Here is a 24,850-nt window from a genome sequence, read left to right as displayed (position 1 = left end):
GCTGTAATCTATGCTGAATGATATTGTTGCTGGAGCGCCCGTTTTTCTTCTTGTTGCAGCCAGGTGCTTTGCGCTTATAATGACTCTTCCGCTTTTTTCTTCAAAAACTGTTCCAAAAATGGCAAAGATTGCACTTGCAGGCGGTCTGGCTTGTTTTATTTTTCCGCGGATGTCACTTGCTTCGGGTGCATATAGTTCCTATTCAACATATATTTCCTCTTCAGGGAACTTTAGCCTTGAATATGTTTTTCTTCTTCTTGGGGAAGCGCTCATCGGTATTGTGATGGGTTTTTTTATTCAGATTATTTTTGCTGCCTTCAGTACAGCCGGACAGTTTTTTGCCTTTCAGATGGGATTCAGTGCCAGTGAAGTTTATGATGCTTTGAGCCAGGTTGAAAATCCTCTTATGGGACAGTTTCTTAACTTTGTTGCAATGCTTATTTTTTTGCAAAACAGGTGGTTTGCAACACTTTTTGCCGGTGCACTCGAGACAAGCTTCAAAAGCCTGAATGTTTTTTCTATTATAGAAAGCGGAAACACAATTGCACTTTTTATGACACGCGGACTTACCCTTTTGTTTAGGGATGCGCTTGTTATAGCCCTGCCCATTATGGCAACACTTTTTCTTATAAACGTAACGATGGGTATTCTTTCAAAAGCCGCACCGCAGATGAATCTTCTGTCAGAAGGTTTTCCAATTCTTATTCTTACAGCTTTCTATATTATTGTGACCCTTGTTCCGCAGTTGTGCGAATTCTTTGTGTCGTGTTTTGCAGAAGGTTTCCGCGAACTCGAAAAATTTTTTCTTAAGCTGGGCGGAAGTGTATGATTGACCTGCAGTGGTTTGCCGCCGAAGATGAAGGGCGCACAGAGGAACCTTCAGAGTATAAACTCCGCAAGGCACGTGAAGAGGGGCGTGTTGCAAAAAGTCAGGAACTTAACGGAATTGTCGTTTATCTTTTTGCAATTGTTGTTCTGATTATTGCAGCACCCTGGATGGAAAGAAAATTCAGGGAAATACTTCTGTTTTATTTTACCAGGGCTTCTTCTGACAATGTTTCAGGTGCTGCTCTTTATATGATTTTTTTTCGCTATCTTTTAATGATGGTCCTTCCTATAAGCATTGCGGGAATTGTTGCGGGCGTTGCGGTTAATCTTGTCCAGAACAGGGGATTTCTTTTTACTACAAAAACTATTGAGCCCAAGTTTTCAAAGATCGTTCCAAAATTCGGCGAGTATTTCAAAAAGACTCTTTTTTCGCGTGAAGGGCTTTTCAATGTGGCCAAGTCCATTCTTAAAGTAGTACTTATTGCTGTTATTGCATGGACAATGATACGTTCCGATCTGGATGATACGCTTGCCATGCTCAGAACAGGCGGCCCGGAACTTGCATTGCGTCAGATAGGTTCCATGACAGCAAAGCTTCTTGTTGTTACAGCTCTTGTTCTTCTTGCGATAGGCATTGTTGACTATGTTGTGCAGCGCCGGCAGTTTTTGGAAAGCATGAAAATGTCAAAGCAGGAAGTAAAGCAGGAATTCAAGGAGATGGAAGGAGACCCCGAAGTTAAAAGCCATCTCGAAACTGCCCAGCGTGATATGCTAAAGCAGAGTATGCCCCGCGCGGTAAAAGAAGCCGACGTGGTTATTACAAACCCTACGCATTATGCCGTTTCGCTCCAGTGGGTAAGGGAAAATTCCGACGCTCCACAGGTTACTGCAAAAGGTGAAGATCTTACCGCAATGAGAATGAAAAAAATCGCTGCAGAAAATGATGTTCCCGTTGTAGAGAACCGTCCGCTTGCCAGAGGTCTCTATACAGATACCGAAGTTGGTGATATAATACCCCAAGATTATCTTCGCGCCATTGCGACCGTTTATGCACAGATCGGTTATATGGACAAGAATCAAAATAAAAAATAGTTAATGAAGCAACAAATCTGCTGCCTGCAGTTGGACTGTTGATTCGGTGGGTGGGGACTCAATGCCGGAAAAACAAACTCTAGGAAAAACAATATTCTCGTTTATTACGTCAAACATTCTGCCGGTTGCGGCACTTGTTGTCGTTATGTTCATGTTTATTCCGCTGGGAAAGACTGTAATTGACATTATGATGGTGCTCAATCTGGCGGTCTCTTTTGTAATTCTTCTTACTGTAGTTTACATGAAGCGGGCGGCGGACTTTTCTTCGTTCCCGCGAGTTGTTCTTCTTGTTACGCTTTTCGGCCTTGCAATAAATGTCGCCTCTACCAGAAACATTCTTATGAATCCGGTTTCTCCTTCGGGAATAATGACCGGCCAGAGCGAGATGGTCCAGGCTTTTGCAAATATCGTTGCAGGTGACAATGTCATTATCGGTTTCATAATTTTTATTATTCTGATTGTTGTCCAGGTTCTTGTAGTTACAAAAGGTGCCGACCGTGTTTCAGAAGTTTCTGCAAGATTCACACTCGACAGTATGAACAGCAAGATGTTTGTAATCCAGAACCAGATGCAGTCAGGCTCAATTACAGAAGACGAAGCCAACCTTAAAATAGCACAGCTCAGGCAGGAAATAGATTTCTATTCTGCAATGGACGGTTCTTCAAAGTTCGTAAGCGGCAACGTAAAAGCCGGAATCTTCATTACAGTAGTAAATCTTGTGGGAGGAATGATTACCGGAATTATGGCCGGACTTTCCCCGATGGTCGCGCTCAACAGCTATGCAAAGCTTACAATTGGTGACGGTCTTATGTCACAGCTGCCGGCTCTTCTGCTTTCTTTTTCTACAGGACTTCTTGTTACAGGAAGCAGTTCCGAGGAATTTCTTTCGGACCAGCTCAAAAAGCAGTTCTCGCTTGACGGTACAATTTACTGCATTGTCGGTGCCGCCCTTGCGGTTCTTGGGTTTGCGTTCCATAACGGTTCTACATTTTATCTTGTCGGAATTGGTGCTGTGCTTGTTATTTTCGGTGCGCGCATCAAAAAAAGCCAGGAAACCCAGGCTGTGGCAAAAAAAGCGGCAGAAGCAGAGTCCCGTTTCAAAAAACAGACAGGCGGCGGTCCGGAAGATTTGTCACCTGTAGTCAAACTTGATGAACTTTCGCTCGAAATAGGATACGCGCTGTTTCCTCTGGTAGACAAAGAAAAGGGGGCAGAAATCCTTGAGCGCATTACAAAAATCCGCCGTGAAGAAGCGCATGATCTTGGACTTGTAGTTCCGCCCATTCACATCATTGACCAGATGGAACTTGAACCCGAAGAATATTCGTTCAAGATAAGGGGAATCGAAGTAGGACGCAGCCGGCTTAAGATAGGTTACTACATGTGTCTTAACACCGGCAATGTTCCGAAAGACAAAATTATTGTAGGTGAACAGACGCGGGATCCGGCTTTTGGTATGGAAGCAATATGGCTTCCCGAGTCAAGAAAGCTTGAGGCAGAAAAAGCCGGTTATGCCGTTATTGATCTTCCCACAATTCTTGCAACGCATCTTACCGAACTTATAAAAAGGCATGCGGCAAATATTCTTACCCGCCAGGAAGTCAAGAACATTGTCGAAAAAATCAGGGAATCAAATCCTGTTGTTGTTGACGAAGTCATGTCCGGTGAACACAAGTTTACTTACGGTGAAATCGAAGCCGTTCTCAAGAACCTTCTTGCCGAACAGGTGAGCATACGCAATATGGTTACTATACTTGAGACACTCGGCGACTACGGAAAGATTACGCGCGATATATGGCAACTTTCAGAAAAGGTACGCGAAGCTTTGGGTGCACAGATCTGCAGCCAGTACGTTGACGAAAACAAAGTGCTTCATGTAATGAACCTTTCGCAGGAACTTTCACAGAAGATTCTGGAACACAGGGCAGAAGTTCCAGGTAAAAAGCCGTTTGTTGCCTTTGACCCTGTAGATGCCAGACGCTTTATTTCGGCAATGGGAAAATATATATCTGCAGTAAGAGACAGAAATTTTCTTCCCATTGTGCTGTGCCCTGACGAAGTAAGGCTTCTTGTAAAATCGGCAACGGAAAGAGAAATTCCCGGTCTGGTAGTTCTTTCGATAGGTGAAGTAATGGCCGCCGGTCCTGATATAAAAGTTGAGGCTCTAGGAGAAATAAATGAGCAGTAAAAGTATTACTCCTCCGGGAATAATAGAAACGGTTCTCGGACGTACAAGAGATGAATGTATTAAGAAAATCTTTGACAAATACGGGAAAAACTATACCATAGACGGAATGCGTACTGTTTTGCGCAAGGGATTTTTGGGTATCCAGAAAGACTATGTCGAGATAAAGTATCATGCCGAAAATCTTCCCGAACTGCGCTCTTCTCCTTACGGAATGTCTCTTTCGGGTCAGTACGCCAATGCATATTCAGCACCGCAGCGCAGCGGCAGTCCTTCTTCTGCAGACTTTATGCGTTCCAGGGCAGAAATATTGAACAATGCTCCTGACACAAGCAACATTCAATTTAAAAAACTCTTTAACCAGATAGAGAACATGTCAAAAAATCTTGACTCCATCAAGCAGGCAACAATGTCCGGTGAAGAGCACAAGAATATAAAAAAAATTCAGGATCTTCTTGATGACAACGGATTTACCCGCACTTATATAGAAAAAATGTGTGCGCGTCTTAAGAATGAACTGAGTCTTGACGAACTGGATGACTTTGAAAAAGTTCAGTCTCTGGTTGTTGACTGGATTGGGGAAGGAATCCTCATTGACCGTGACAATTCCCGCAGAACACCAAAAGTTATTGTCATTGTAGGACCAACCGGTGTAGGAAAGACAACAACTGTTGCAAAAATGGCCGCAAGAATAGCCGTTTCTTCAAAGAACAATTCGCCGGATGCAGTTCCTCCAAAAATCCGCATGATTACAATAGATACGATGCGTGTCGCCGCGGTTGAACAGCTGTCGCACTGGGCCGAAATTATAGGCGTCAATGTAGACCAGGCCGAAAGTTCTTCTGACCTTCAGACTCTATACCGCAATTACAGCGGGAATGCGGACTACATTTTTATAGATACTTCGGGATACAGTCCCAACGATTTTGAGAACATTGCCCGCATGAGAAAAATACTCAATGTAGAAAACATGCAGGAAACTGTTTATCTTGCAATCGTAGCTGGAATAAATGCGCGCGATCTTGAAAACATCATCAGAAATTATGAAGGCTTTAATTTCAAAAGCGTCATAATAACAAAGTGTGACGAAACTTCAACTTACGGCAACGTACTGAGCGTGCTTTCAGAAAAGAACAAGAGCATAGCCTGGATTACCAGCGGCCAGGAAGTTCTGCACACAATAGAGCGTGGAAACCGCATCCGTTTTCTGCGTGGACTCAGGGGCTTTAACGTAGACATGGATCATCTTAGAGAAAAGTTCGGCGAAACGACGGACGATATAGAAAACAGATAGAAGGGCAAACCCAAGGAGCAAATAATATGGAAGAACAGGCAAAAGAGCTTCGTAACATTATGAACAGGGTTGCAGAAAAAGCGCCGAAGCATAAGACAAGAATTATTGCAATTACAAGCGGAAAAGGCGGTGTAGGCAAAACCAATATTGCCGTAAATATGGCAATCGCATACGCAAAAGTCGGAAAAAAGGTCATTCTTATAGACGGGGACCTTGGAATGGCAAACGTAAATGTCCTTCTTGGAGTAGTTCCGCAGTACAATCTCATGCAGGTAATAAACCGCCAGAAGACAATGAAAGAAATAATTCTTGACTCTGAATACGGAATCAAGTTTATAGCCGGTGCAAACGGGTTTTCAAAGATAGCCAATCTTTCAAAGGAAGAACTTGAATATTTTGCAAAGGAATTTGCGTCCCTTTCAGATGCAGATATAATCATTATCGATACTGGCGCCGGTATTTCAAATAATGTTCTTCAGTTTGTTGCGGCTGCCGATGAGGTTTATGTAGTTACAACACCGGAACCTACCGCAATAACCGATGCATACGGAATGATCAAGATAATTACAACTGAACTTGTAGACAGGCAGATAAACATAAAGCTTCTTGTAAACAAGGTTCATTCAGCAGAAGAAAGCAAGCGCATTTCAGAAAGAATTATTACTATTGTAGGACAGTTTCTTAATTACAAGGTTGAATTTCTGGGATTCGTTTACGATGATCCTGTAGTCCAGGCTGCGGTTATAAGACAGAAGCCGTTTTTTGTAGTAAATCCTACATCAAAGCCTTCTGTTTGTCTGAGCCATATTGTAGGCAGAATAGAAAATACTGCACCTGTAGAAAGTTCTAGCGTAATGAATTTTCTCGGGAAATTTCTTGGGTTCAAAAAAAACCAGTGATTGACCTTGACCGTAATGCTTTTTTGCCGTACTCTTATAGGACAGACGTGGAGGACTGTACATGCTCAAGCCTAAAAACATAATTTTTCCGTTTACGGCGGGCTTTGTGCTGTCTTTTTTTATAAGCATTGTCTCAACAGGAAAATTTTCCAGTTCATTATTGCGTGCGCTTGTGTTCGGCGGGGTTTTTTCTGTTCTGGGAATCGTGTTCAGTTTTCTGGACAGCCGTTTTCTGAATGACGGTGTATCTGATGTTCTGGAGGAGTCTTCCAAAAATCCTTCAAAACCGGCTGGAAGTGTCGTTGATATTACAATAGACGATGAAAATCTTACCCAGGATAATGATGCGCCGAGTTTTTCTGTGTCTGACAACGTGCACAGGCTTTCAGAAGAGGAAACTTCAGTTCCCGAACCGTCTACTGCTGTACAAACAGCCGCTCCTGTTGCAAAAAGCAGCCCTGATTCAGGTACTGCCGCAGGTTCAGGCCAGAGTGCTGCCGAAAAGATAGCTGCCGAAAACCAGGCCGGTGCAGCTTCCTCCATGACACAGATGCAGGAAGTACAGGAAATAGAAGATCTTCCTGATTTTACCCCGACAGGCACTGAACAGGGTAAATATGATGATTCTGTTCTTGAAGATACGGAATTTGTCGGCGGGGGAAGTCTGCCTTCTGTCGAAGGTGTTTCTTCAAAAACAGAGGCTGCCGTAAAAGGAACCGATGCAACTACAATAGCAAGCGCAATAAGAACGCTTTTAAAGAGAGAAGAATAGGTAAATTTAAAATAACGGACGGGCGGTCAAAACTGCCGGTTCATTTTAAAAAGGGTGTGGAGAATGGCAAGTCTGGGATTAGACGAAAAAGAAGAAGAAAAACTTTGGAATGAGTTCAAAAAAACAAAGTCCTCAGCGATTCGAGACAAATTTATAAGGCAGTATATGCCTCTTGTAAAGTATGTCGCAGGAAAGGTATCTACAGGCATGCCGGAAAGCGTGGAATTTGATGATTTGGTCGGGTTTGGTCAGTTTGGACTTTTGGACGCCATCAATAAATTTGATCCCGACAAGAATGTTAAGTTCAAGACTTATGCCGTAACAAGAATCCGCGGTGCTATTTTTGATGAGCTCCGTGAACTTGACTGGGTTCCGCGTTCGGTAAGACAAAAATCAAAAGAAATAGAAGATGCCATTGTTGAACTCGAAGCACGTCTCGGAAGAACTGCCACTGACGCAGAAATTGCAAAGTCAATGAACATGACAGAAAACGAGTACCAGACAACGGTAATGAAGGTAAGCGGAACCAGTGTGCTTTCACTTAATGACGTATGGTATTCCGGAGATGACAGCGAGCATATTTCGATTGGTGACAGCATAGAAGCACCCAACAGCCTTAACCCCGATGTAATTGTAGAGCGCGAAGAAATACGCCGTGTAATTATTCAGTCTATCAACGAACTTCCCAAAAATGAAAAGATGGTTATTGTTCTTTATTACCATGAAGATCTTACCTTTAAGGAAATAGGACAGGTTCTGAATGTAAGCGAAAGCCGTATAAGCCAGCTTCACACAAAGGCAAACCTCAGGTTGCGCGCCAAACTTACAAGCCTTAGAAAGGGTATTTTCTAGACACTGCTTTACGGAGGCCAGCGTTGGTTACATTAGACGGCATTCGTCCTTTTATGAAAAAAAAACTCACCGAGGACAAGAATATCCATGCCATAGAAGTCAGGGCCGACACTCTTGAAGAATGCCTTGCAGATGCTTCTGTTCAGCTCGAAACAAAAACGCTCAATCTTGAATATGAAGTTCTTGAAAAAGGTTCTGTCGGAATCATCGGTCTTATGAAAAAACCATGGAAAATCCTTGTTTACGAAAATCCTGAAATTGTGCGGCAAAAGAAAGAAGAACAGGGTGAACTTGGAATTGACGACAATGAACTTGAGATCGCTCCTGTTGTTGTTGATACTGACGGCGCATTTTATGTTCACCGCTTTGGTTCCCATCTGTACCTTAAAATTGTTCCTCCCGTCGGAAAGGGAAAGAGTGTTGCCGAAAAAGATGTGCTTTCTGTCATAAATTACTGTGAAAGTGCAAAATTCGACGAGTCTCTTGTAAAAAGCCTGTGCATGGCTCCGAATGGAACTGACGGCAAGTATTCTGAAATTGGTTCCTATGATCATCGGGATGCCTGCGACGCTATTCTTGCGGTTGATATTTCAAAGGATGAAATGGAAGCTACAATATGTGTTTCTGCCCCGCAGCCTCAGGGTTCTGAAATTACTGCAGAAAATATACACAACGCTCTGCGCATTCAGGGTGTACAGGCAGGCATTGACGAAGAAAGAATAAACGCTTATGTAGATACACCTGTTTATGACGAGCCTTATGTTGTGGCATCTGCAATTCAGCCTGTAAACGGCCGCGATGCTTATATTGCATACAATTTTGAAACTGACAGGTCAAAGCTCAAGCTTAAGGAAACAGGTAACGGACAGGTTGACTTCAAGGAACTCAATCTTATCCAGAACGTTGTGGCCGGGCAGCCTCTTGCCACAAAAATGCTTCCACAGCGCGGTAAAGGCGGCAAAACAGTTTTGGGACGCTACCTCGAAGCAAAGAACGGAAAGGACATAAATATTCCCCTCGGACAGAATGTAAAACTTGACTCTGATGGACGCACCATTGTTGCAGAATGTGCAGGACACGTAATGCTGGTTTCTGGAAAGATTACGGTTGAGCAGGTTTATGAAGTCAAAAGTGTCGGCAGCAAGACAGGTAACATTGACTTTATGGGTACTGTTGTCTGCAAGGGTGATGTTCAGGACGGTTACAGCATAAAGGCTGCAGGAAATATAGAAGTGTACGGTTCCGTAGAGAAGTGCCATCTTGAAGCCGACGGTGATATTGTTATTTCGCAGGGAGTTATGGGCCGTGACGAAGGTGAAATCATCTGCGGAAAAACTCTCTGGGCGCGTTTCATTCAGAATGCAAAAGTTGAAGCCGGTGAAAATGTCGTCGTAAATGACAGTATAATCAACAGTGAAGTGTCTGCAAAAAAGAAAATTATCCTTAAGGGAAAGCGTGCTTCTATAAAAGGCGGCCATCTTTTTGCAACAGAAGAAATTCTTGCCAAAGACATTGGTTCTGCCGGCGGCGGAAACGAAACCCTTCTTGAAGTAGGATTTGACCCCGAAGCCAAAAAGCGTCTTCTCGAACTTTCTGCAATGAAAACCAACTTTGAAAAAGAACAGGAAGAAATTAAACTCAATATAGAAACGCTTGAAAACCAAAAGAAGATACGGCGTTCACTTCCGGCAGAAAAAGAAGAAAAGCTCAACGAATTCAAGTCCAAAAATGAAGAACTCAAGCAGCAGATTGGTGACAAGGATGAAGAAATCCAGAAGATTCAGAGTCACCTGCATGAACTCAAGGTAGTAGGCAGGGTAAGTGCTTCCGGAACAGTGTATCCTGGGGTAAAAATTACGGTCAGGGATGCCATTCTGGAACCGCCCAATGAATACAAGGCTGTCAGTTTTTTCTATGACAAGGGATTTGTGAGAATGGACAAATACAGCCCGTCCCAGAACGACGGGGAGGAAGGAGCTGATGGCTATACAACCAATTGATCTTTCCACAATCTATTCCCAGCTGGACAATATAGGAAAATTCAGTGCAATGCAGAACCAGTCGGCCCAGCTTGCAGCACAGCAGAACCTTGCAGGAGAAGCACGTGCAGATCTTGCAAAGACGCGTACCGTTAACAAAACACCTTCTGACGACTCTTTTGCAGACGGAATAAAAGATGAAGGCGGTGGTTCTTCTGACTTTACGGATGCGGGTGAACAGCATAAAAAGGAAGATGAACAGGATGCCGGGGATAAACCGCGCCAGACTGAACTCAAAGACCCGCGTACCGGAAATTTTATTGACATAATGGGGTAGACATGGGAATTCTCATTACCGTATCTGTTCTTATCATATTCAACGTGGCGATGTGGCTTGTTCTTCTTGCCAGATTCAACAGTTTTTTTTCTACTGAAGACATAATTAAAAAAACAAGGGACTCTCTTAATTCAATGCTCACTGAGCTTAACCGTAATGCAGACAGAAACATTACGCTTATGGATGACCGCATAAGACAGATAAAGGCAGTAAGCGCAGAAGCAGACAGACATCTTCTTATTCTGCAGAAGGAACTCAATTCACTACAGGCCGGGGCCGTCTTTAAGGAAAAACTTGCCGACAAAAAAAAGCATACCCGCTCAAATTCTTCAATCGGCGATATACGTTCCCCTTATCCTTCAAGACCGCAAGACAGCGTACAGGGAGATCTTTTTACCGCGCAGGAAGAAAAACCGGCTGCAGTTTCATCATCTTCATCAAATTCTACTGTAAAAGTTCCTGTTTTTGAACCCAAAGTTTTTATGGCCGAAAAGCCAGTTGTTCCCAAAAAGGATTTTAACGAGCAGGTCAAAGAACTTTCAGGGCTGGGGTTCAACGTTTTTGAAATTGTTGCAAAAACAGGTCGCAGTATTCAGGAAGTAAAACTTGCACTGGAATTACGCTGAATTTTAATCTGTTTTTTTTCATATATTGAAAGTAATTCTTGAAATTTCATTTGATAGCGAGTATATTTTTAGTATGGGAAATTTAAAGATATCAAAAGCTAAGTTCGGCACATTGTACGACGGAACTAAGATTCACATTTATACTGTTTCCAACGGTAAAATGAGTTTTTCCACCACAGACTACGGTTGCACTATTACAAGTATTCTGCTTCCTTCTTCAGATGGAAAATGTATTGACGCGCTGCTCGGTTGTTCAACTCTGGACGGTTATGCAAGCAGTTCTTGCTGTTTTGGCACTGTAGTAGGCAGATTTGCAAACCGTATAGGCAATGCTTCGTTTACTCTTGACGGAAAGTCATACAGCCTTGACAAAAATGACGGTGAAAACTGTCTTCATGGCGGCTTTGACCGTTACGAAAAAAAAGTCTGGAATGCAAAAAAAATCAGAACCAATAACGGCATTGGAATTGAATTTACAAGAACAAGTCCTGCCGGTGAACAGGGAATGCCTGGTAACGTTAAGCTTAAGGTAGTTTACACCCTTAACGAAGACAATGAACTTACCCTTGATTATTCTGCAAAAACAGATGCAGCAACTCCAATAAATCTTACAAACCATGCATATTTTAACCTCAAGGGTTATGACGGCGGAACAATTGAAGATCAGGAACTTCAGCTTGACTGCAGCCACTTCCTTGAAGTAGACAAAGCCCTTATTCCGACAGGAAAACTTGTTGACGTAAGCAGTGCCCCGGCATTTGACTTCCGCAAGGCAAAAACTTTCGGAAAGGACATGAAGAATACTGAATTCGGCTATGACCATGCATTCTGTATTGATGCCCCGGTTGACGGCAAGGTAAGAAAATTTGCCGTAATGAAAGATCCTGTAAGCGGCCGCACAATGACTGTTTCTACTACTCTTCCCGCATGCCAGGTATATACGGCAAACTTTATTGAAGGACAGATTGGAAAGAACGGACATATTCACCATGTGCATGATGCCGTCTGTCTTGAAACAGAAGCTTACCCTGATGCACCGAACAAGGAGTCTTTCCCGAGCTGCATAGTGCGCCCCGAAAAGCCCTATCACGAGACTACTGTCTATAAGTTTGGTTTCTAATAAACAGATCGACCTTTCGTAAAAAAACGGGAGGCCTGTTTTTTATGAATGAATTTTTCCGAAAGCCGAATATTTAAAAAGGTTTTCCCATAAAAGTAAAAATACGGAGGTTATAATGGACGTCCAGTTGCAGGAATTAATCGACAGAATTAAAAAGGACGGAGTGGCTAGTGCAGAGGTTTCTGCCCGGTCAATTATTGCAGAGGCCGAAAAAAAAGCAGCATCTATAATAAAAGAGGCTGAATTAAAGGCTGACTCTATCATAAGAAATGCAAAGTCTGAAACAGAAAGAATGGAAGCCGCAAGCAAAGATTCCATTACTCAGGCCGGACGCAATCTTATTATTTCTTTCCGTGACGGAATAAACAGGGAACTTTCTGCACTTGTAAATGCAGAAACAGAAAAGGCCTATGACAAGGATATGTTAAAGAAACTTGTCCCCGAGACTGTAAAAGCCTGGGCTGCAAATCCCGAAGAGGGGGAACTTTCAGTTATTCTCCCTGCAAAAGATTTGAAGGCTCTCGAAACAGGTTTTAGAACTGCCCTTAAGGCAAGAATTTCAAAGGGCCTTGAGATAAAGGGTGATTCTTCACTTTCTGCAGGCTTCAGAATCGGTACAAAGAACGGAAGTTCATTCTATGACTTCAGTGCAGAAGAAGTTGCTTCTCTGTTCAGTTCATATCTTAATCCGCGCACGACTGAGCTTATGAAAGTTGCAGCCCTTAGCGTAAAGACAACAGAAGAAGATTTTTCTGAAAAAGAAGCAGCAGCACCTAAAATAAAACCTGCCGCTGAAAAAAAGACTCCGGTAAAAAGAACTTCTGCAAAAACAACTGCTGCGAAGACTTCAGCTAAAAAGGCTGCCCCTAAAAAAACAGCCGCAAAAAGAACTTCCGCCGCAAAGGACAATAAATAGTGGAACATCTTTACTATCTTATGGCGCAGCTTCCGGCATTCTCTTCCAGTGATGACGCGAATTACAAGCTTCCCATAACAACGGACTATTTCAAGGATTTGTGCGGGCGCTTTATGTCGGCAAAATCTGCAGAAACAGCCAGAAACCTTTCTTTGGAACCTCCTCTTGAAGTTAAGCCTACAGGATCTGTTTTTCTGGATGCCTGGTATGATAAGGAAAGAAACTTAAGGCTTGCTTTGGCACAGCTTCGCGCCCTTAAAATGAAGAAGGAAACAAAGAATCTTCCGTTGCCCAATGACGGTGATGTGGTTCAGGCTGCAAGAACCGCTGTTGGAATGGAAAATCCGCTAGGAGCCGAACAGTTTCTTAACCAGTACAGATTGGGCGTGCTGGACAGAATGACTCCGCTGGATATGTTTTCGGCTGATTCCGTATACAATTACGGGCTTAGGCTTATGCTGGCAGAAAGAATGAAGAAGTTTGATAAAGACGAAGGTCTGGCTTCTTACCATAAAATTTATGATGAGATTCTTGGAGAAGACAAATGACAGATACAAAAGGCAAGGTTGTTGCCGTTAATGGAAACATGGTTTCCGTTGAATTCGACGGAAAAGTTTCCCTGAACGAAGTAGGATATGTTAAGGTCGGAGGACAGAGCCTTAAAGGTGAGGTTATCAGAATCCGCGGAAATACGGCACAGATGCAGATCTATGAGATGACAAACGGAATCTCTACTGACTGTAATGTTGAATTTACTGGAGATCTTCTTAGCGTAGAGGTAGGACCGGGACTTTTGGGTCAGGTTTATGACGGACTCCAGAATCCGCTTCCTCTTCTTGCAGAACATTCAGGATACTTCCTTGAACGCGGTGTTTACCTTTCTGCACTTGATGAAAATACAAAGTGGGATTTTACTCCTACAGCAAAAGAAGGTGATGTAGTTTTTGCCGGTGACAGCGTGGGAACTGTTCCAGAAGGTCCTTTTACACACAAAATTCAGGTTCCCTACGGTTTCCTAGGAAGCTATACTGTAAAAAAGATTGCAAAAGCCGGAAGCTATAAAATTCATGACACAATTGCAACACTGGTTGACGAAAAGGGTAAATCACACAATATCTGCATGAGTTTCAAGTGGCCGGTAAAGCGCGCCGTAAACTGTTATGCAGAGCGTTTGAGTCCTGAAGAGCCTATGGTTACAAAAGTTCGCCTTATTGATACATTCTTCCCTGTTGCAAAGGGTGGTACTTACTGTATTCCGGGACCGTTCGGTGCAGGAAAGACTGTTCTTCAGCATACAACCAGCCGCAATGCAGACGTTGACATTGTTATTGTTGCTGCCTGCGGTGAGCGTGCCGGTGAAGTTGTAGAAACACTCAAGGAATTCCCCGAACTCAAGGACCCCAGAACGGGCCGTTCTCTTATGGAAAGAACAATTATCATCTGCAATACTTCTTCAATGCCTGTTGCATCCCGTGAAGCTTCTGTTTATACGGGTGTTACACTTGCAGAATATTACCGCCAGATGGGACTTAACGTTCTTCTTCTTGCTGACTCTACATCACGCTGGGCCCAGGCTATGCGCGAAATGTCAGGCCGTCTTGAAGAGATTCCGGGTGAAGAAGCATTCCCTGCTTACCTTGAATCTACAATCGCTTCTTTCTATGAGCGTGCGGGTATTGTACGCCTAAGGGACGGCAATGTAGGTTCTGTTACAATCGGTGGAACAGTTTCTCCTGCCGGCGGTAACTTTGAAGAACCTGTTACACAGGCTACACTTAAGGTTGTCGGCGCATTCCACGGTCTTTCAAGAGAGAGATCCGATGCACGCCGCTATCCTTCTATTGACCCTCTTGATTCATGGTCAAAGTATAAATCAATTATCAGCAGAAACCTGGTTGAATATGCACGCGAAATCTACAAGAGAGGTGCAGAAGTCAATCAGATGATGAAGGTTGTCGGTGAAGAAGGAACAAGTCTTGATGACTTTATTCTTTATCTTAAGAGCGAATTCCTTGATGCCGTTTACATGCAGCAGGACAGTTTTGATGATGTTGAAGGTGCAACCGGTGTTGACCGCCAGAAGTACGTATTCAGCAAGATAATTTCAATTCTTGGCTCTTCATTCAAAATTTCAGAAAAGGAAGAAGCCCGCGGATTCTTTAACATGCTCAGACAGAACTTTATTGATATGAACTACAAAACGTTCGGTTCAAAGGATTTCTATGATGCAGAAAAGAAAATCGACGGAATCCTTGCCGAAAAGGGAGCTTCTGTAGATTCTGATGTAAAGGCCCTTCTTAAGGATGGTGAGTAATGAACAAAGTATACAGTAAAATAGAGAGCATTAACGGAAGCGTTATTACAGTTCGTGCAAAGGGCGTAAAACTTAACGAACTTGCAGAGATAACCACACGCTTTGGACGGTCACTTGCCGAAGTAAACAAAATTGACGGTGACCTTGTTTCACTGCAGGTATTTGCAGGCGGGCGCGGTGTTGCTACAAATGACCAGATCCGCTTTCTGGGACACGATATGCGTGTTTCATTCAGCGAAAATCTTCTTGGAAGAATCTTCAACGGTTCTGCAGAGCCACGCGACCACGGTCCTTCGCTGACAGACAATCTTGTTGCAATCGGCGGACCTTCTGTAAACCCTTCAAAGCGTATTCTTCCCAACAGAATGATGCGCACGAATATTCCTATGATTGACGTGTTCAACACTCTTGTTGTAAGCCAGAAAATTCCTATTTTTTCAATTTCAGGTGAACCGTACAACCAGCTTCTTGCACGCATAGCAATGCAGGCTCAGGCTGACGTTATTGTTCTTGGCGGAATGGGTCTTAAATACGATGACTACCTTTACTTTAAGAAGACTCTTGAAGAAGGTGGTGCTTTGAGCAAGACTGTTATGTTTATTCATACTGCAGCTGATCCTACAGTAGAATGTATGAAGATTCCGGATCTTTCCCTTGCAGTAGCAGAGCAGTTTGCTCTTCAGGGAAAGGATGTTCTTGTTCTTCTTACAGATATGACAAACTTTGCTGACTCAATGAAGGAAATTGCCATTACACAGGAACAGGTTCCTTCAAACCGCGGTTACCCTGGAGACCTTTATTCACAGCTTGCATCACGCTATGAAAAAGCCGTTGACTTTGCTGACCAGGGTTCTGTAACAATTCTTGCAGTTACTACAATGCCTGGTGATGACGTTACACATCCTGTTCCTGACAATACAGGATACATTACAGAAGGCCAGTTCTATCTTAAGGGCGGTCACATTGAGCCTTTCGGTTCTCTTTCACGCCTTAAGCAGCAGGTTAACTCAAAAACAAGAAAGGACCACCGCGCACTTATGGATGCCATGATCCGTCTTTATGCCCAGTACAAGGATACACTTGAAAAGAAGAGCATGGGATTCAACATGAGCGCATGGGATGAAAAACTCCTTAAATACGGTGCAAAGTTCGAAGAGCAGATGATGGATCTTAGTGTAAATATTCCGCTCGAAGAAGCACTTGATAACGGATGGAAGATTCTGGCTGAATGTTTTGAAAAACAGGAAACCGGACTTAAGTCTGAACTGGTAGAGCAGTTCTGGCCTGCTGACTGACGGGGATTTTAATGGCAAAGATAAAGCTGACAAAAAATGAGCAGAAGACTCAAAAAGATGCGCTTAAAATGTACCAGCGCTATCTTCCGACTCTTACTCTCAAAAAACAGCAGCTACAGTCCGAAATCCGTATTATAGATGAAAAGGCTAAGGCTGTCAGGGCCCGCAAACTTGCGCTCGAAGAAGATTTCCGCAAATGGATTTCTGTCTTTGGCGAAAAAGATGTATTCAGGCCCGATATGGTTACTGTAAAAAATATTCGCAAAGGCTGGGGTAACATTGCCGGAGTAAAGATTCCTGTTTATGAAGGGGCAGATTTTAGCCGCGGAGACTACAATCTGTATTCAACCCCTCTGTGGATTGATCTTGCTGCCGACAGAATGGAAAAAGCCCTTGAACTTGATCTTGAGGCAGAGGTTCTTGACGAACAGGTCAGACTTTTGTCAAAAGAGCTCAGGACTACTACTCAGCGTGTAAATCTTTTTGAAAAGGTTAAGATTCCTGAAACAAAAGCGAATATCAAACGCATAGGAATTTTTCTTGGTGATGAGCAGGTTAACGCCGTTGTCCGTTCCAAGATTTCAAAGAAGAAACTTCAGGCTGCGGCTGTCGTTTCAGGGGAGGCCGACCAATGATAGTTAAGATGAAAAAGGTTTCCCTGGTTGTTGTTGACTCGACAAAGAAGGATTCCCTTAAAAAACTCAGAAAGCTTGGTGTTGTTCATCTGGAAAAGATGGAAGGCAACAGTGCAGTTCTTTCTGCCTACAGGGAGTCTTCTTCTGAAACCGACAAGGCTATAGCAATTCTTGAAGAAACAAAGACTTCAAAAAAGCATCCTGTTGCCCAGGTAACGCTTGACAAGGCAGAAGCGGCTGCAAAGGCAAAAGAAATTGTTGCTTTGACTGAACGCAAAAAGTCCCTGTTTGATTCAATGTCACAGGATTCTGTTGAACTTTCGCGCTTTGACGGATGGGGGGCTGTCGATCCTGCCTGGCTGCAGTCTTTTGTTCCGCAGGGAATGTACCTTTATATGTACGAAATTCCTGCAGAAAAGTATTTGCTTATTGGTTCAGAGTGCAAAACTGTTCTGGTGAATACCGTTTCAAAAACTGCACGTTTTCTTCTGGTAAGCGAAAAACCTGTAGAAGAAAGACCGGCCGGACTTCCGCCTGAAGCATACGCTGTTCCTCTGCCTGCTGAATCTACTCAGGCTCTTGCAGACGGTATACGCAGTGCAGAACAGGAAATTTCCAGAATTGACCACGATATTCTTACTGCAAAAAAGTATGAAGATGCACTCCGTAATTACAGATCCCTGCTTGCTTCTGATATTGAATTTGAAAATGTCTGTAGCGGAATGGAACATGAGTCTTCTGAAAAACCCGGTGACTGCAATCTGGCATGGCTTACAGGTTATGTTCCGGTAGATTCTATGGACAGCCTTAAGAAAGCCTGCTCTGAGTATGGCTGGGCAATGGCATCCTGTGATCCTGCCGAAGATGATCCTGTTCCGACTAAGCTTAAGAACAATAAGGTTGTAAGTCTTATTTACCCGCTTACGAACTTTCTTGACGTTACACCGGGATACAACGAGTATGATATTTCGGGCTGGTTCCTTCTGTTTTTCTGCATTTTCTTTGCGATGATTTTTGGTGATGCGGGTTACGGTGCACTTGTAAGCATTATCGCATTTATCATGATGGCAAAGGGTGCAAAGTCAGGCAAGGCTCTGGCTCCCATTAACGTTCTTGTACTTCTTCTTGGATTATGTACAATGGCATGGGGTGTCCTTACCTGCACATGGTTCGGCATAGAATCTTCAAAGCTTCCTTCATGGATGGTGGACATTTCGTTTGCCCCAATTTCGGCTGCAAAGATTGGTTCTGATGCCGCAAATACCAACCAGCAGATTTTCTGTTTTATTCTTGCAATTATCCAGCTGAGCATTGCGCATCTTAAAGGCGTAATCCGTTACAGGCATTCGCTGAGGTGTCTTGGTGAACTTGGTTCCATGCTGGAATTGTGGGGAATGTTCTATGTTGTAATGGATATGGTTGTAGACGCAGTAAAGTATCCGCTTGGAATTACGCCCGAGACACTGTATTTCTTTGGTGTTGATTACCTGCCTGTACCTTACGTGGCTATTGCTGTTCTTCTTGCAGGCTTTGCGCTGAACTTCATTTTCTCGAACTACAGCGGAAGTATTAAAGACTCTGTTCTGGAAAGTTGCAGGAATATAATCAGCGTTCTTCTGGGCATTGTAAATGTGTTCAGTGACATCGTATCTTACATAAGACTTTGGGCAGTCGCACTTGCCGGTGCCGCAATAAGCAGTACCATAAACACAATGGCCGGACCTATGTTCGGAAAGCTTACAATTGTTGTGTTTGGAGTTGTACTTTTGTGTTTCGGACACGGACTCAATATTATTCTGAATCTTCTGTCTGTTATTGTACACGGTGTGCGTCTTAATACGCTGGAATTTTCGCAGCATCTTGGTATGTCTTGGAGCGGAACAAAATACAGTCCGTTCAGCGAAAAATAAAATGTGAATACGGCGGCTTTGTCTGCCTTAAAAAAAAGAATTTAATATTGCGGAAAATTCCGTAAGGAGTAATTATGAACTGGGGAATGATTGGTGCTGGTATTGTAATGGGTATTGCTGCTATGGGAAGCGCAATTGGTATCGGTATTGCCGGACAGGGTGCTATCGGAGCATGGAAAAGATGTTATCTTAACAATAAGCCTGCTCCTTTCCTTCTTGTTGTTTTTGCCGGTGCACCTCTTACACAGACAATTTACGGTTTTCTTTTGATGAATACAATGAGAACTTCAACTGCTGATCCTCTGTTCCTTCTTGGACTGGGACTTGCCTGTGGTTTGTCTATGTGTATGTCTGCCGTTGCTCAGGGAAAAGCCGGAGCTGCAGGTTCTGACGCTCTTGCAGAAACAGGAAAGGGATTTGCACAGTATATCATGGTAGTCGGACTTTGCGAAACAATCGCTTTGTTCAGCATGGTATTCGGAATGATTGCCTGCTAAAATTATGTACAGGACTCCCCGAATTGTAACACTGGGAGGAGCCTGCGGTGTACGTTCTGTAGTTATGGGAGGCAATAATCCCGTAACTATACAGACAATGTGGAAGGAGGGCATTGCTAACCTTACAGGGGATAGCGGTGCCCTTCGTTCTGTTTTGGAGCGTATATCCGTAATGCGCAATCTCGGATGTGATATAATAAGATTTGCCGTTCCCGATATGGAAAGTGCACGCTCTCTTTGTCTTATTGCTGCCAATACAGAAATGCCTTTGGTTGCAGACATTCACTTTGACTATCGTCTTGCACTTGAATGCCTTAAAGGGCCTGTTGCTGCAATAAGAATTAATCCCGGTAATATAGGAAGCAGGGAACGTGTAGAAGCTGTAGTTAACGGCTGTAAAGAAAAAGGATGCGCGATAAGAATCGGTGTAAATACCGGAAGCCTTCCGTCTGATCTGGAACATAAGGTTGAACTTAAGGAACTTACACGTGCAGAAGCTCTTGCACAGACTGCTTTAAGGGAAGCAGAAGTTTTTGATTCCCTTGATTTTGCAAATGTTGTTGTAAGCATGAAAGCTTCTTCTGTAAAAGAGACTGTAGATGCAAATGAAGCATTTGCAAAAGTTTCTGATATTCCGTTGCACATTGGAGTTACTGAAGCCGGTCCTCTTATTGGCGGTATTGTAAAGTCTACTCTTGCATTCAGTACACTTTTGAACGAAGGGATTGGTTCTACAATCAGGGTAAGCCTTTCTTCTTCTCCTGAAAATGAGATTATTGCAGGAAGGGAAATTCTGCATGAATGCGGAAAGCGTGAAGGCGGTGTTTCTATTGTAAGCTGTCCCCGCTGCGGAAGAATCGGGTTTGACGTGCATTCTTTTGTAGACAGATGGCAGAATGAACTGCTTGGTATGAAAAAGAATATTACAGTTGCCGTAATGGGTTGTGTCGTTAACGGTCCCGGCGAAGGAAAACACGCTGACCTTGGTATTGCGGGCGGTAAAGACAAAGTCATAATCTTTAAAAAAGGAAAAATAGTGCGCACAGTCGACTCCAAAGATGCCGATAAAGTATTCAGGGAGGAACTTGAATCCCTGTAGGTGTGTGGGTGGCGCTATTTTTATGAAAAAGATTTTACTATTTCTTGCTCTTGGAGTTTTTACAGCATATTCTCTTTTTTCCCAGTCGGTTCCCAGAAGAATTGCGGTCGGGGAAGAAGACTGGCGGCTTTTGAACGAAGCCAAAGATTTGTTTTATGCACAGGACTTTGGCGGAGCCCTGAATTATGCAGAAAAAAGCAGAGCTTCAAGACAACAGGAATGTACCTGGCAGGCTTATGTTCTTGAAAATGCGCTTAAAAAGAAGGCCGTGCGCCTGGCAAATGACAATCTGACGAACATTATTGCCGTATTCAAAAAAGACGGAATGACTGACGAATTGCAGATTGTCAGACGCTACTTTGACAAATTCGGTGAAGGTTTATTTAAAAATTCATATTCTGCCCTTATTGAATTTGTTGTTTCCTACATTCAGTATCCCGAAGCCGACTCTCTTATAGGTAATATCTATATTCACGAGGGGGAATATACGATTGCTTCTGATTATCTGAAGCGTGCCTTAAAAAACAGCATAAATCTTGATATTCCCGATGAAAAATATGGTATTCTGTATGATTTGGCATCTCTTTCAAAAGATACCGGTAATTTTGACGACTATGAAGCTTATCTTCTTCTTGCTGCAGGAGACAACAAACGCTTTATGGACGAAAACTTTATGCGTTCCATGCTCAGGATTATTTCTGAAGATACTGATGTTGCCGTAAAAAAATTCTTTGAACTTTACAGAGCCGGCCAGCCGCAGACTCTCAGGGCTTTTGTTGAACTTGGTGATTTTTATTTAAAAAAGGGTGAAGGAGTCAAAGCACTCAGATGTAATGCACTTGCTGCTATTATTTCTGTTACAAAACTCGAAGAAGTTCTGGAAAGAAGGGTTACGGACTATTCTTTTACAACTTTTTCTGATGCATTTGTACGCTGTGCTGATTTTGAAGATATTGTAAATTGGGGGAATGAGAGCGGTGTATGGAATGCATTTGTTAATCTGGCAGATTCTGCCGCTTCTGCCGGCTACCTTTTGTTTGCCAGAAAAATGTATGGTGAACTTTCTGTTTGTGTTCCCGAACCATACTGGCGCAAGGTAGCAGCGAAAAGACTTGTTGACTAGAACTGCAACCCCAGTCCAAAGTATATTTCTGTAAGGGATGACGGGTTGCGCCATGAGTTGTCTATTCCGAACTTTCCGTCCAGAACTTTGCTTCCGATGTCTGTTCCCAGACTCATTCTTACTACAAAGCTTCTCCATTTTAGAGGATATACCAGAACTTCAAGTCCTGCCGTGTAAATGCCTTCCTTGTAGTCATAGAAAGTATCTGTTCCGCGGTTTTTAAGGAGTGCAATGTCCATAAACGGGTTTAGCTGCAGTTCAAAGTCCAGGTATTTGAACAGTTTACGCGGTACGTAAGCCAGTGTCTGGACAAATTTGGACTTTTCTTCATACGGACCAAAAAGCGCGCGGCTCCAGTCAAGCCAGTGTGTTGTAATTATGTGGACAGGAACATCAATATTGAATACAACTGCTGTTGGTGTTTCAAGGGCATAATTGTCTGCGTCTACAGGTGTTATGCTTTCTGCAAAAGTTTGGTTGTCAAGAGCGCCCCTTAGTTTACCGCCAATTTTTGTATTGGAGTTGGTTCCTGCATAGAAAGTGGCGCGTGCGGCGATTCCGGCATATTTCCAGCCTTTGAAAAACTGTGCTGTTCCTTCTACTGTCGGTACAACAATGTCATCTACACTTGTCGAGTGAAAGTCCCATCCTATTGTCTGTGTTGTGGAAAGTGAGTATCCGTTTCTGAAACTGTTGTCGTTTCTCCAGTCTATTTTGCTTACACCGATTGTCTGGCTTAACTGAAGGAACGGTGTCTGCCTTAAGTCCTTGTTGTCTTCATTTATGCCGTCTTTGTCCCATCTTTGCAGAATCTGAATGGTCGGTGTGTAAGAAACTTCTGTCGTGTTTCCAAGATAGCCCAGAGTAAGAGGCATTGAAACAGCGGCTTTTTCTGTAAAGTAGAGGCTGTCGCCGTATTGTGCATAGTCATTTTCTTTGACAACTGACTGGGTGAGCGAAAAATTTATTTTGTTGTGCTTGAACGGGATTCCTACAGTAATGCCGGTATCGTAAGAAAATTCAGGGGAATCGCTGCCGATTGTCCAGTTGAACGTGAAGTCATTGTTCCAGCTGTTCTGTGTAATTCCTATGTCAAAAGGGTAGTCGTAGGCATAATTAATTCCTGTTGTAACTTTGGAAAAATCAGTCGGGGCATCTTCATTTCCAAGATTTATGTTGAAATCCGCATCAAGTGTATTCAAGAGTCCCAGAAAATTTGTGTCCTTGAGTTTTAGTTTTACTTCTATACCGGAGTTTGAGTCAAAGGACGGCTTCGGGAATACTAGAATTGATGTTGAATCAGAGAAGGTGTAGGTAACATCTGCCGGCGTTGTATCTGATTCAGAATTATATTCGGCGGAATAGTTGTATGAGATATTTTCGAGAGTTCTTGTGTTTATAAGTTCCTGCTTTATTTCTTCAAGATAAGTTTCAAATTCAGCCTTTGTAGCAAAGATTTTTTCGTAGTTAATGTCTGCTATGTTCTTCTTTAATGCCGAAACTTTTGTTTTATCCTGCGAATTGAATTCAACTGACCGGATTTTGTAGTTTTTGCTTTCCTCTGGGGTTGCTTCCTGTGCGAAGGAATAACATGCTGTCATTAAAAAAGCAATTATTGCAGCGATTTTTTTTGAACAAATCATTTAGTAGGCTCCCTTGCCGTTAATTACTACCCATATAGTTTTTATAATAATCCATATATCAAGCCACATGGACCAGTTTTGAATATAGTATGTGTCAAGCGTAATTCTTTCTTCATAGCCGGTGTCACTTCTTCCCGAAATCTGCCACATTCCGCTGAGTCCTGGTTTTACAGAAAGAACGTAGTCTGCAAACTGGCCGTATTTTGAAAGCTCTGGTTCGGTAACAGGACGCGGGCCTACAAAGGACATTTGACCTATGAATATGTTCCACAGCTGCGGAAGTTCGTCCAGGCTTGTTTTTCTTAAGAATTTGCCCAGTTTTGTGACGCGGGGGTCATCGGTAAATTTTCTGTCTTTTTCCCATTCTGCCGCACGTACCGGATCTGTCGCAAGAATTTCCTTGAGTTTTTTGTCTGCGTCAATGCACATTGATCTGAACTTCCAGCATTTGAGCTGGGTATGGTTTTTTCCGATTCGTTTGTGCCCGTAAAAAATTGGTCCCGGTGAAGTTATTTTTATTGCAACGGCTATTACAAGCGAAACTGGCAGAACTATAGGGGCTGCAATAAGGCAAAGGAAGATGTCCAGGCATCTTTTGAGCAAAAGTGAGCTACGTTTTGTAAGGTAGTTTGTTAACGAAAAGCCCAGAATTCCGCCGAAGTTTTTCATGTGCAGGGACATGTTTGTGTTCAACTGGTTGTGCGGAACACGGATAACGTATCTGTAATAAGTATGGATTTTTTCTACATTGCTGTCATAGCCGCAGAGTATTGCAACTTTGATATTGAGGTTTTTGATTGTTTCAAGAACTTCAGGGGTTCTTTCCCTTACCGGAACACCGTTGTATGTTTCCTGATGAAGCGGGGAGTCTGTTATGATAAGAACAGGCTTGTAACCAAGATTTGGCCGCGAAAGAAGTCTGTCTACAATTACATTTGCCCTTGTTCCCTTGCTGTAAATTACTGCCGGAACACCCCACCATTTCCGACGGCTGAACATTCTTCTGCCGATTTCGCGTCCTACAGGAAGCAGAAAAGTTGCTACAGGCCATGCCGCTGCAAGTGCAAGTGCGATTGGAATAAAGTCGCGCGTTGCTTTTATTGTTGTCATGCATATTGCAGCACCCATAAACGAACAGAATGTGCATAATGAAAAGCGTTTTATTTCTTCTTCTGGAGCAATAAGAATTCCGGGATAAAGGTTAGAAATGTAAAATATAATGAAGATAAACGGAAAGAAAATGGTATACTTTATAAAAGACTTGAAGTTTATGCAACTTGGGTCAATAGCGTTTATTATGAAAAAACCTGCACCGATTGAGATAATCAGTGCGGCTGCGTCTACGAACATCAGCGCAAAACCTGAAAGAAAAGAACTTGTTGATTTATACTGTGCACGGATAGCCTGCTGGAAATTAGTTTCTGACATTTTATT

At 43.0% G+C, this 24,850-nt stretch carries 22 protein-coding genes; 20 read left to right on the top strand and 2 right to left on the bottom strand.

What is annotated here, in order from left to right; translation table 11 throughout:
* The first annotated feature begins 10 nt into the window (after window positions 1-10).
* From fliR to IWA51_RS06690, 20 genes are all read left to right on the top strand, one after another.
* The gene (gene fliR / locus IWA51_RS06785) at window positions 11-829 is read left to right on the top strand and encodes a flagellar biosynthetic protein FliR (protein WP_177528058.1); all 819 of its coding nucleotides are present in this window, start codon (window positions 11-13) and stop codon (window positions 827-829) included.
* Window positions 826-1,920, top strand: coding sequence for a flagellar biosynthesis protein FlhB (gene flhB, locus IWA51_RS06780; RefSeq protein ID WP_177528057.1), 1,095 nt, complete (start codon window positions 826-828; stop codon window positions 1,918-1,920). The genes fliR and flhB overlap by 4 nt, the downstream gene beginning before the upstream one ends.
* Before the next feature lie 61 nt (window positions 1,921-1,981).
* Window positions 1,982-4,108: a flagellar biosynthesis protein FlhA gene (locus IWA51_RS06775; protein ID WP_198441872.1), complete on the top strand. Its 2,127-nt coding sequence runs from the start codon at window positions 1,982-1,984 to the stop codon at window positions 4,106-4,108.
* Window positions 4,098-5,399 carry a flagellar biosynthesis protein FlhF gene (locus IWA51_RS06770; RefSeq protein WP_198441871.1) on the top strand — a complete coding sequence of 434 codons (1,302 nt, stop codon included), beginning with the start codon at window positions 4,098-4,100 and terminating at the stop codon, window positions 5,397-5,399. The genes IWA51_RS06775 and IWA51_RS06770 overlap by 11 nt, the downstream gene beginning before the upstream one ends.
* A gap of 26 nt (window positions 5,400-5,425) precedes the next feature.
* Window positions 5,426-6,298, top strand: a complete 873-nt coding sequence (locus IWA51_RS06765) for a MinD/ParA family protein (RefSeq protein WP_198441870.1) — start codon at window positions 5,426-5,428, stop codon at window positions 6,296-6,298.
* Window positions 6,299-6,359: 61 nt separating this feature from the next.
* Entirely contained in the window at window positions 6,360-7,070 is a 711-nt protein-coding gene (locus IWA51_RS06760) for a hypothetical protein (protein ID WP_198441869.1), read from the top strand.
* 63 nt (window positions 7,071-7,133) lie between these two features.
* A complete protein-coding gene (gene whiG / locus IWA51_RS06755; protein ID WP_177528052.1) occupies window positions 7,134-7,922 on the top strand; it encodes an RNA polymerase sigma factor WhiG in 789 nt (262 codons plus the stop codon).
* A 23-nt stretch (window positions 7,923-7,945) separates the two neighbouring features.
* Window positions 7,946-9,922, top strand: coding sequence for a FapA family protein (locus IWA51_RS06750; RefSeq protein WP_198441868.1), 1,977 nt, complete (start codon window positions 7,946-7,948; stop codon window positions 9,920-9,922).
* Complete coding sequence (locus tag IWA51_RS06745; protein WP_177528050.1) at window positions 9,903-10,238, top strand: hypothetical protein; 336 nt, start codon at window positions 9,903-9,905, stop codon at window positions 10,236-10,238. Before IWA51_RS06750 ends, IWA51_RS06745 begins: the two co-directional genes overlap by 20 nt.
* Window positions 10,239-10,240: 2 nt before the next feature.
* Window positions 10,241-10,864 carry a hypothetical protein gene (locus IWA51_RS06740; protein WP_198441867.1) on the top strand — a complete coding sequence of 208 codons (624 nt, stop codon included), beginning with the start codon at window positions 10,241-10,243 and terminating at the stop codon, window positions 10,862-10,864.
* Window positions 10,865-10,937: 73 nt separating this feature from the next.
* Complete coding sequence (locus IWA51_RS06735) at window positions 10,938-11,984, top strand: aldose epimerase family protein (protein WP_198441866.1); 1,047 nt, start codon at window positions 10,938-10,940, stop codon at window positions 11,982-11,984.
* Window positions 11,985-12,099: 115 nt separating this feature from the next.
* Window positions 12,100-12,900: a V-type ATP synthase subunit E gene (locus IWA51_RS06730; protein WP_177528047.1), complete on the top strand. Its 801-nt coding sequence runs from the start codon at window positions 12,100-12,102 to the stop codon at window positions 12,898-12,900.
* Complete coding sequence (locus IWA51_RS06725) at window positions 12,900-13,448, top strand: DUF2764 family protein (protein WP_177528046.1); 549 nt, start codon at window positions 12,900-12,902, stop codon at window positions 13,446-13,448. Before IWA51_RS06730 ends, IWA51_RS06725 begins: the two co-directional genes overlap by 1 nt.
* Complete coding sequence (locus IWA51_RS06720; protein ID WP_177528045.1) at window positions 13,445-15,214, top strand: V-type ATP synthase subunit A; 1,770 nt, start codon at window positions 13,445-13,447, stop codon at window positions 15,212-15,214. The genes IWA51_RS06725 and IWA51_RS06720 overlap by 4 nt, the downstream gene beginning before the upstream one ends.
* Window positions 15,214-16,509 carry a V-type ATP synthase subunit B gene (locus tag IWA51_RS06715; protein WP_177528044.1) on the top strand — a complete coding sequence of 432 codons (1,296 nt, stop codon included), beginning with the start codon at window positions 15,214-15,216 and terminating at the stop codon, window positions 16,507-16,509. The genes IWA51_RS06720 and IWA51_RS06715 overlap by 1 nt, the downstream gene beginning before the upstream one ends.
* 11 nt (window positions 16,510-16,520) lie before the next feature.
* Complete coding sequence (locus tag IWA51_RS06710) at window positions 16,521-17,144, top strand: V-type ATP synthase subunit D (protein ID WP_177528043.1); 624 nt, start codon at window positions 16,521-16,523, stop codon at window positions 17,142-17,144.
* Window positions 17,141-19,054, top strand: a complete 1,914-nt coding sequence (locus IWA51_RS06705; protein WP_198441865.1) for a V-type ATP synthase subunit I — start codon at window positions 17,141-17,143, stop codon at window positions 19,052-19,054. Before IWA51_RS06710 ends, IWA51_RS06705 begins: the two co-directional genes overlap by 4 nt.
* A 74-nt stretch (window positions 19,055-19,128) precedes the next feature.
* A complete protein-coding gene (locus IWA51_RS06700) occupies window positions 19,129-19,551 on the top strand; it encodes a V-type ATP synthase subunit K (protein WP_177528041.1) in 423 nt (140 codons plus the stop codon).
* A gap of 4 nt (window positions 19,552-19,555) precedes the next feature.
* The gene (gene ispG, locus IWA51_RS06695) at window positions 19,556-20,650 is read left to right on the top strand and encodes a (E)-4-hydroxy-3-methylbut-2-enyl-diphosphate synthase (protein ID WP_198443681.1); all 1,095 of its coding nucleotides are present in this window, start codon (window positions 19,556-19,558) and stop codon (window positions 20,648-20,650) included.
* Window positions 20,651-20,672: 22 nt separating this feature from the next.
* Window positions 20,673-21,773, top strand: a complete 1,101-nt coding sequence (locus IWA51_RS06690) for a tetratricopeptide repeat protein (protein WP_198441864.1) — start codon at window positions 20,673-20,675, stop codon at window positions 21,771-21,773.
* Here the strand turns inward: IWA51_RS06690 and IWA51_RS06685 are convergent.
* Entirely contained in the window at window positions 21,770-23,416 is a 1,647-nt protein-coding gene (locus IWA51_RS06685) for a BamA/TamA family outer membrane protein (RefSeq protein WP_198441863.1), read from the bottom strand. The genes IWA51_RS06690 and IWA51_RS06685 overlap by 4 nt on opposite strands.
* Window positions 23,417-24,844, bottom strand: a complete 1,428-nt coding sequence (gene wbaP / locus IWA51_RS06680) for an undecaprenyl-phosphate galactose phosphotransferase WbaP (RefSeq protein WP_198441862.1) — start codon at window positions 24,842-24,844, stop codon at window positions 23,417-23,419.
* Between the last annotated feature and the right edge of the window lie 6 nt (window positions 24,845-24,850).

The organism is Treponema peruense (genome assembly GCF_016117655.1).
Taxonomy (GTDB): domain Bacteria; phylum Spirochaetota; class Spirochaetia; order Treponematales; family Treponemataceae; genus Treponema_D; species Treponema_D peruense.
The sequence above is the reverse complement of the archived record's forward strand: the minus strand, read 5'-3'. Positions and strand labels throughout refer to the sequence as shown.

Bases quoted from the DNA above. Each gene is read 5' to 3' on its own strand.
- fliR (WP_177528058.1), top strand. From the start codon at position 11: ATGCTGAATGATATTGTTGCTGGAGCGCCCGTTTTTCTTCTTGTTGCA.
- flhB (WP_177528057.1), top strand. From the start codon at position 826: ATGATTGACCTGCAGTGGTTTGCCGCCGAAGATGAAGGGCGCACAGAG.
- IWA51_RS06775 (WP_198441872.1), top strand. From the start codon at position 1,982: ATGCCGGAAAAACAAACTCTAGGAAAAACAATATTCTCGTTTATTACG.
- IWA51_RS06770 (WP_198441871.1), top strand. From the start codon at position 4,098: ATGAGCAGTAAAAGTATTACTCCTCCGGGAATAATAGAAACGGTTCTC.
- IWA51_RS06765 (WP_198441870.1), top strand. From the start codon at position 5,426: ATGGAAGAACAGGCAAAAGAGCTTCGTAACATTATGAACAGGGTTGCA.
- IWA51_RS06760 (WP_198441869.1), top strand. From the start codon at position 6,360: ATGCTCAAGCCTAAAAACATAATTTTTCCGTTTACGGCGGGCTTTGTG.
- whiG (WP_177528052.1), top strand. From the start codon at position 7,134: ATGGCAAGTCTGGGATTAGACGAAAAAGAAGAAGAAAAACTTTGGAAT.
- IWA51_RS06745 (WP_177528050.1), top strand. From the start codon at position 9,903: ATGGCTATACAACCAATTGATCTTTCCACAATCTATTCCCAGCTGGAC.
- IWA51_RS06740 (WP_198441867.1), top strand. From the start codon at position 10,241: ATGGGAATTCTCATTACCGTATCTGTTCTTATCATATTCAACGTGGCG.
- IWA51_RS06735 (WP_198441866.1), top strand. From the start codon at position 10,938: ATGGGAAATTTAAAGATATCAAAAGCTAAGTTCGGCACATTGTACGAC.
- IWA51_RS06730 (WP_177528047.1), top strand. From the start codon at position 12,100: ATGGACGTCCAGTTGCAGGAATTAATCGACAGAATTAAAAAGGACGGA.
- IWA51_RS06720 (WP_177528045.1), top strand. From the start codon at position 13,445: ATGACAGATACAAAAGGCAAGGTTGTTGCCGTTAATGGAAACATGGTT.
- IWA51_RS06715 (WP_177528044.1), top strand. From the start codon at position 15,214: ATGAACAAAGTATACAGTAAAATAGAGAGCATTAACGGAAGCGTTATT.
- IWA51_RS06710 (WP_177528043.1), top strand. From the start codon at position 16,521: ATGGCAAAGATAAAGCTGACAAAAAATGAGCAGAAGACTCAAAAAGAT.
- IWA51_RS06705 (WP_198441865.1), top strand. From the start codon at position 17,141: ATGATAGTTAAGATGAAAAAGGTTTCCCTGGTTGTTGTTGACTCGACA.
- IWA51_RS06700 (WP_177528041.1), top strand. From the start codon at position 19,129: ATGAACTGGGGAATGATTGGTGCTGGTATTGTAATGGGTATTGCTGCT.
- ispG (WP_198443681.1), top strand. From the start codon at position 19,556: ATGTACAGGACTCCCCGAATTGTAACACTGGGAGGAGCCTGCGGTGTA.
- IWA51_RS06690 (WP_198441864.1), top strand. From the start codon at position 20,673: ATGAAAAAGATTTTACTATTTCTTGCTCTTGGAGTTTTTACAGCATAT.
- IWA51_RS06685 (WP_198441863.1), bottom strand. From the start codon at position 23,416: ATGATTTGTTCAAAAAAAATCGCTGCAATAATTGCTTTTTTAATGACA.
- wbaP (WP_198441862.1), bottom strand. From the start codon at position 24,844: ATGTCAGAAACTAATTTCCAGCAGGCTATCCGTGCACAGTATAAATCA.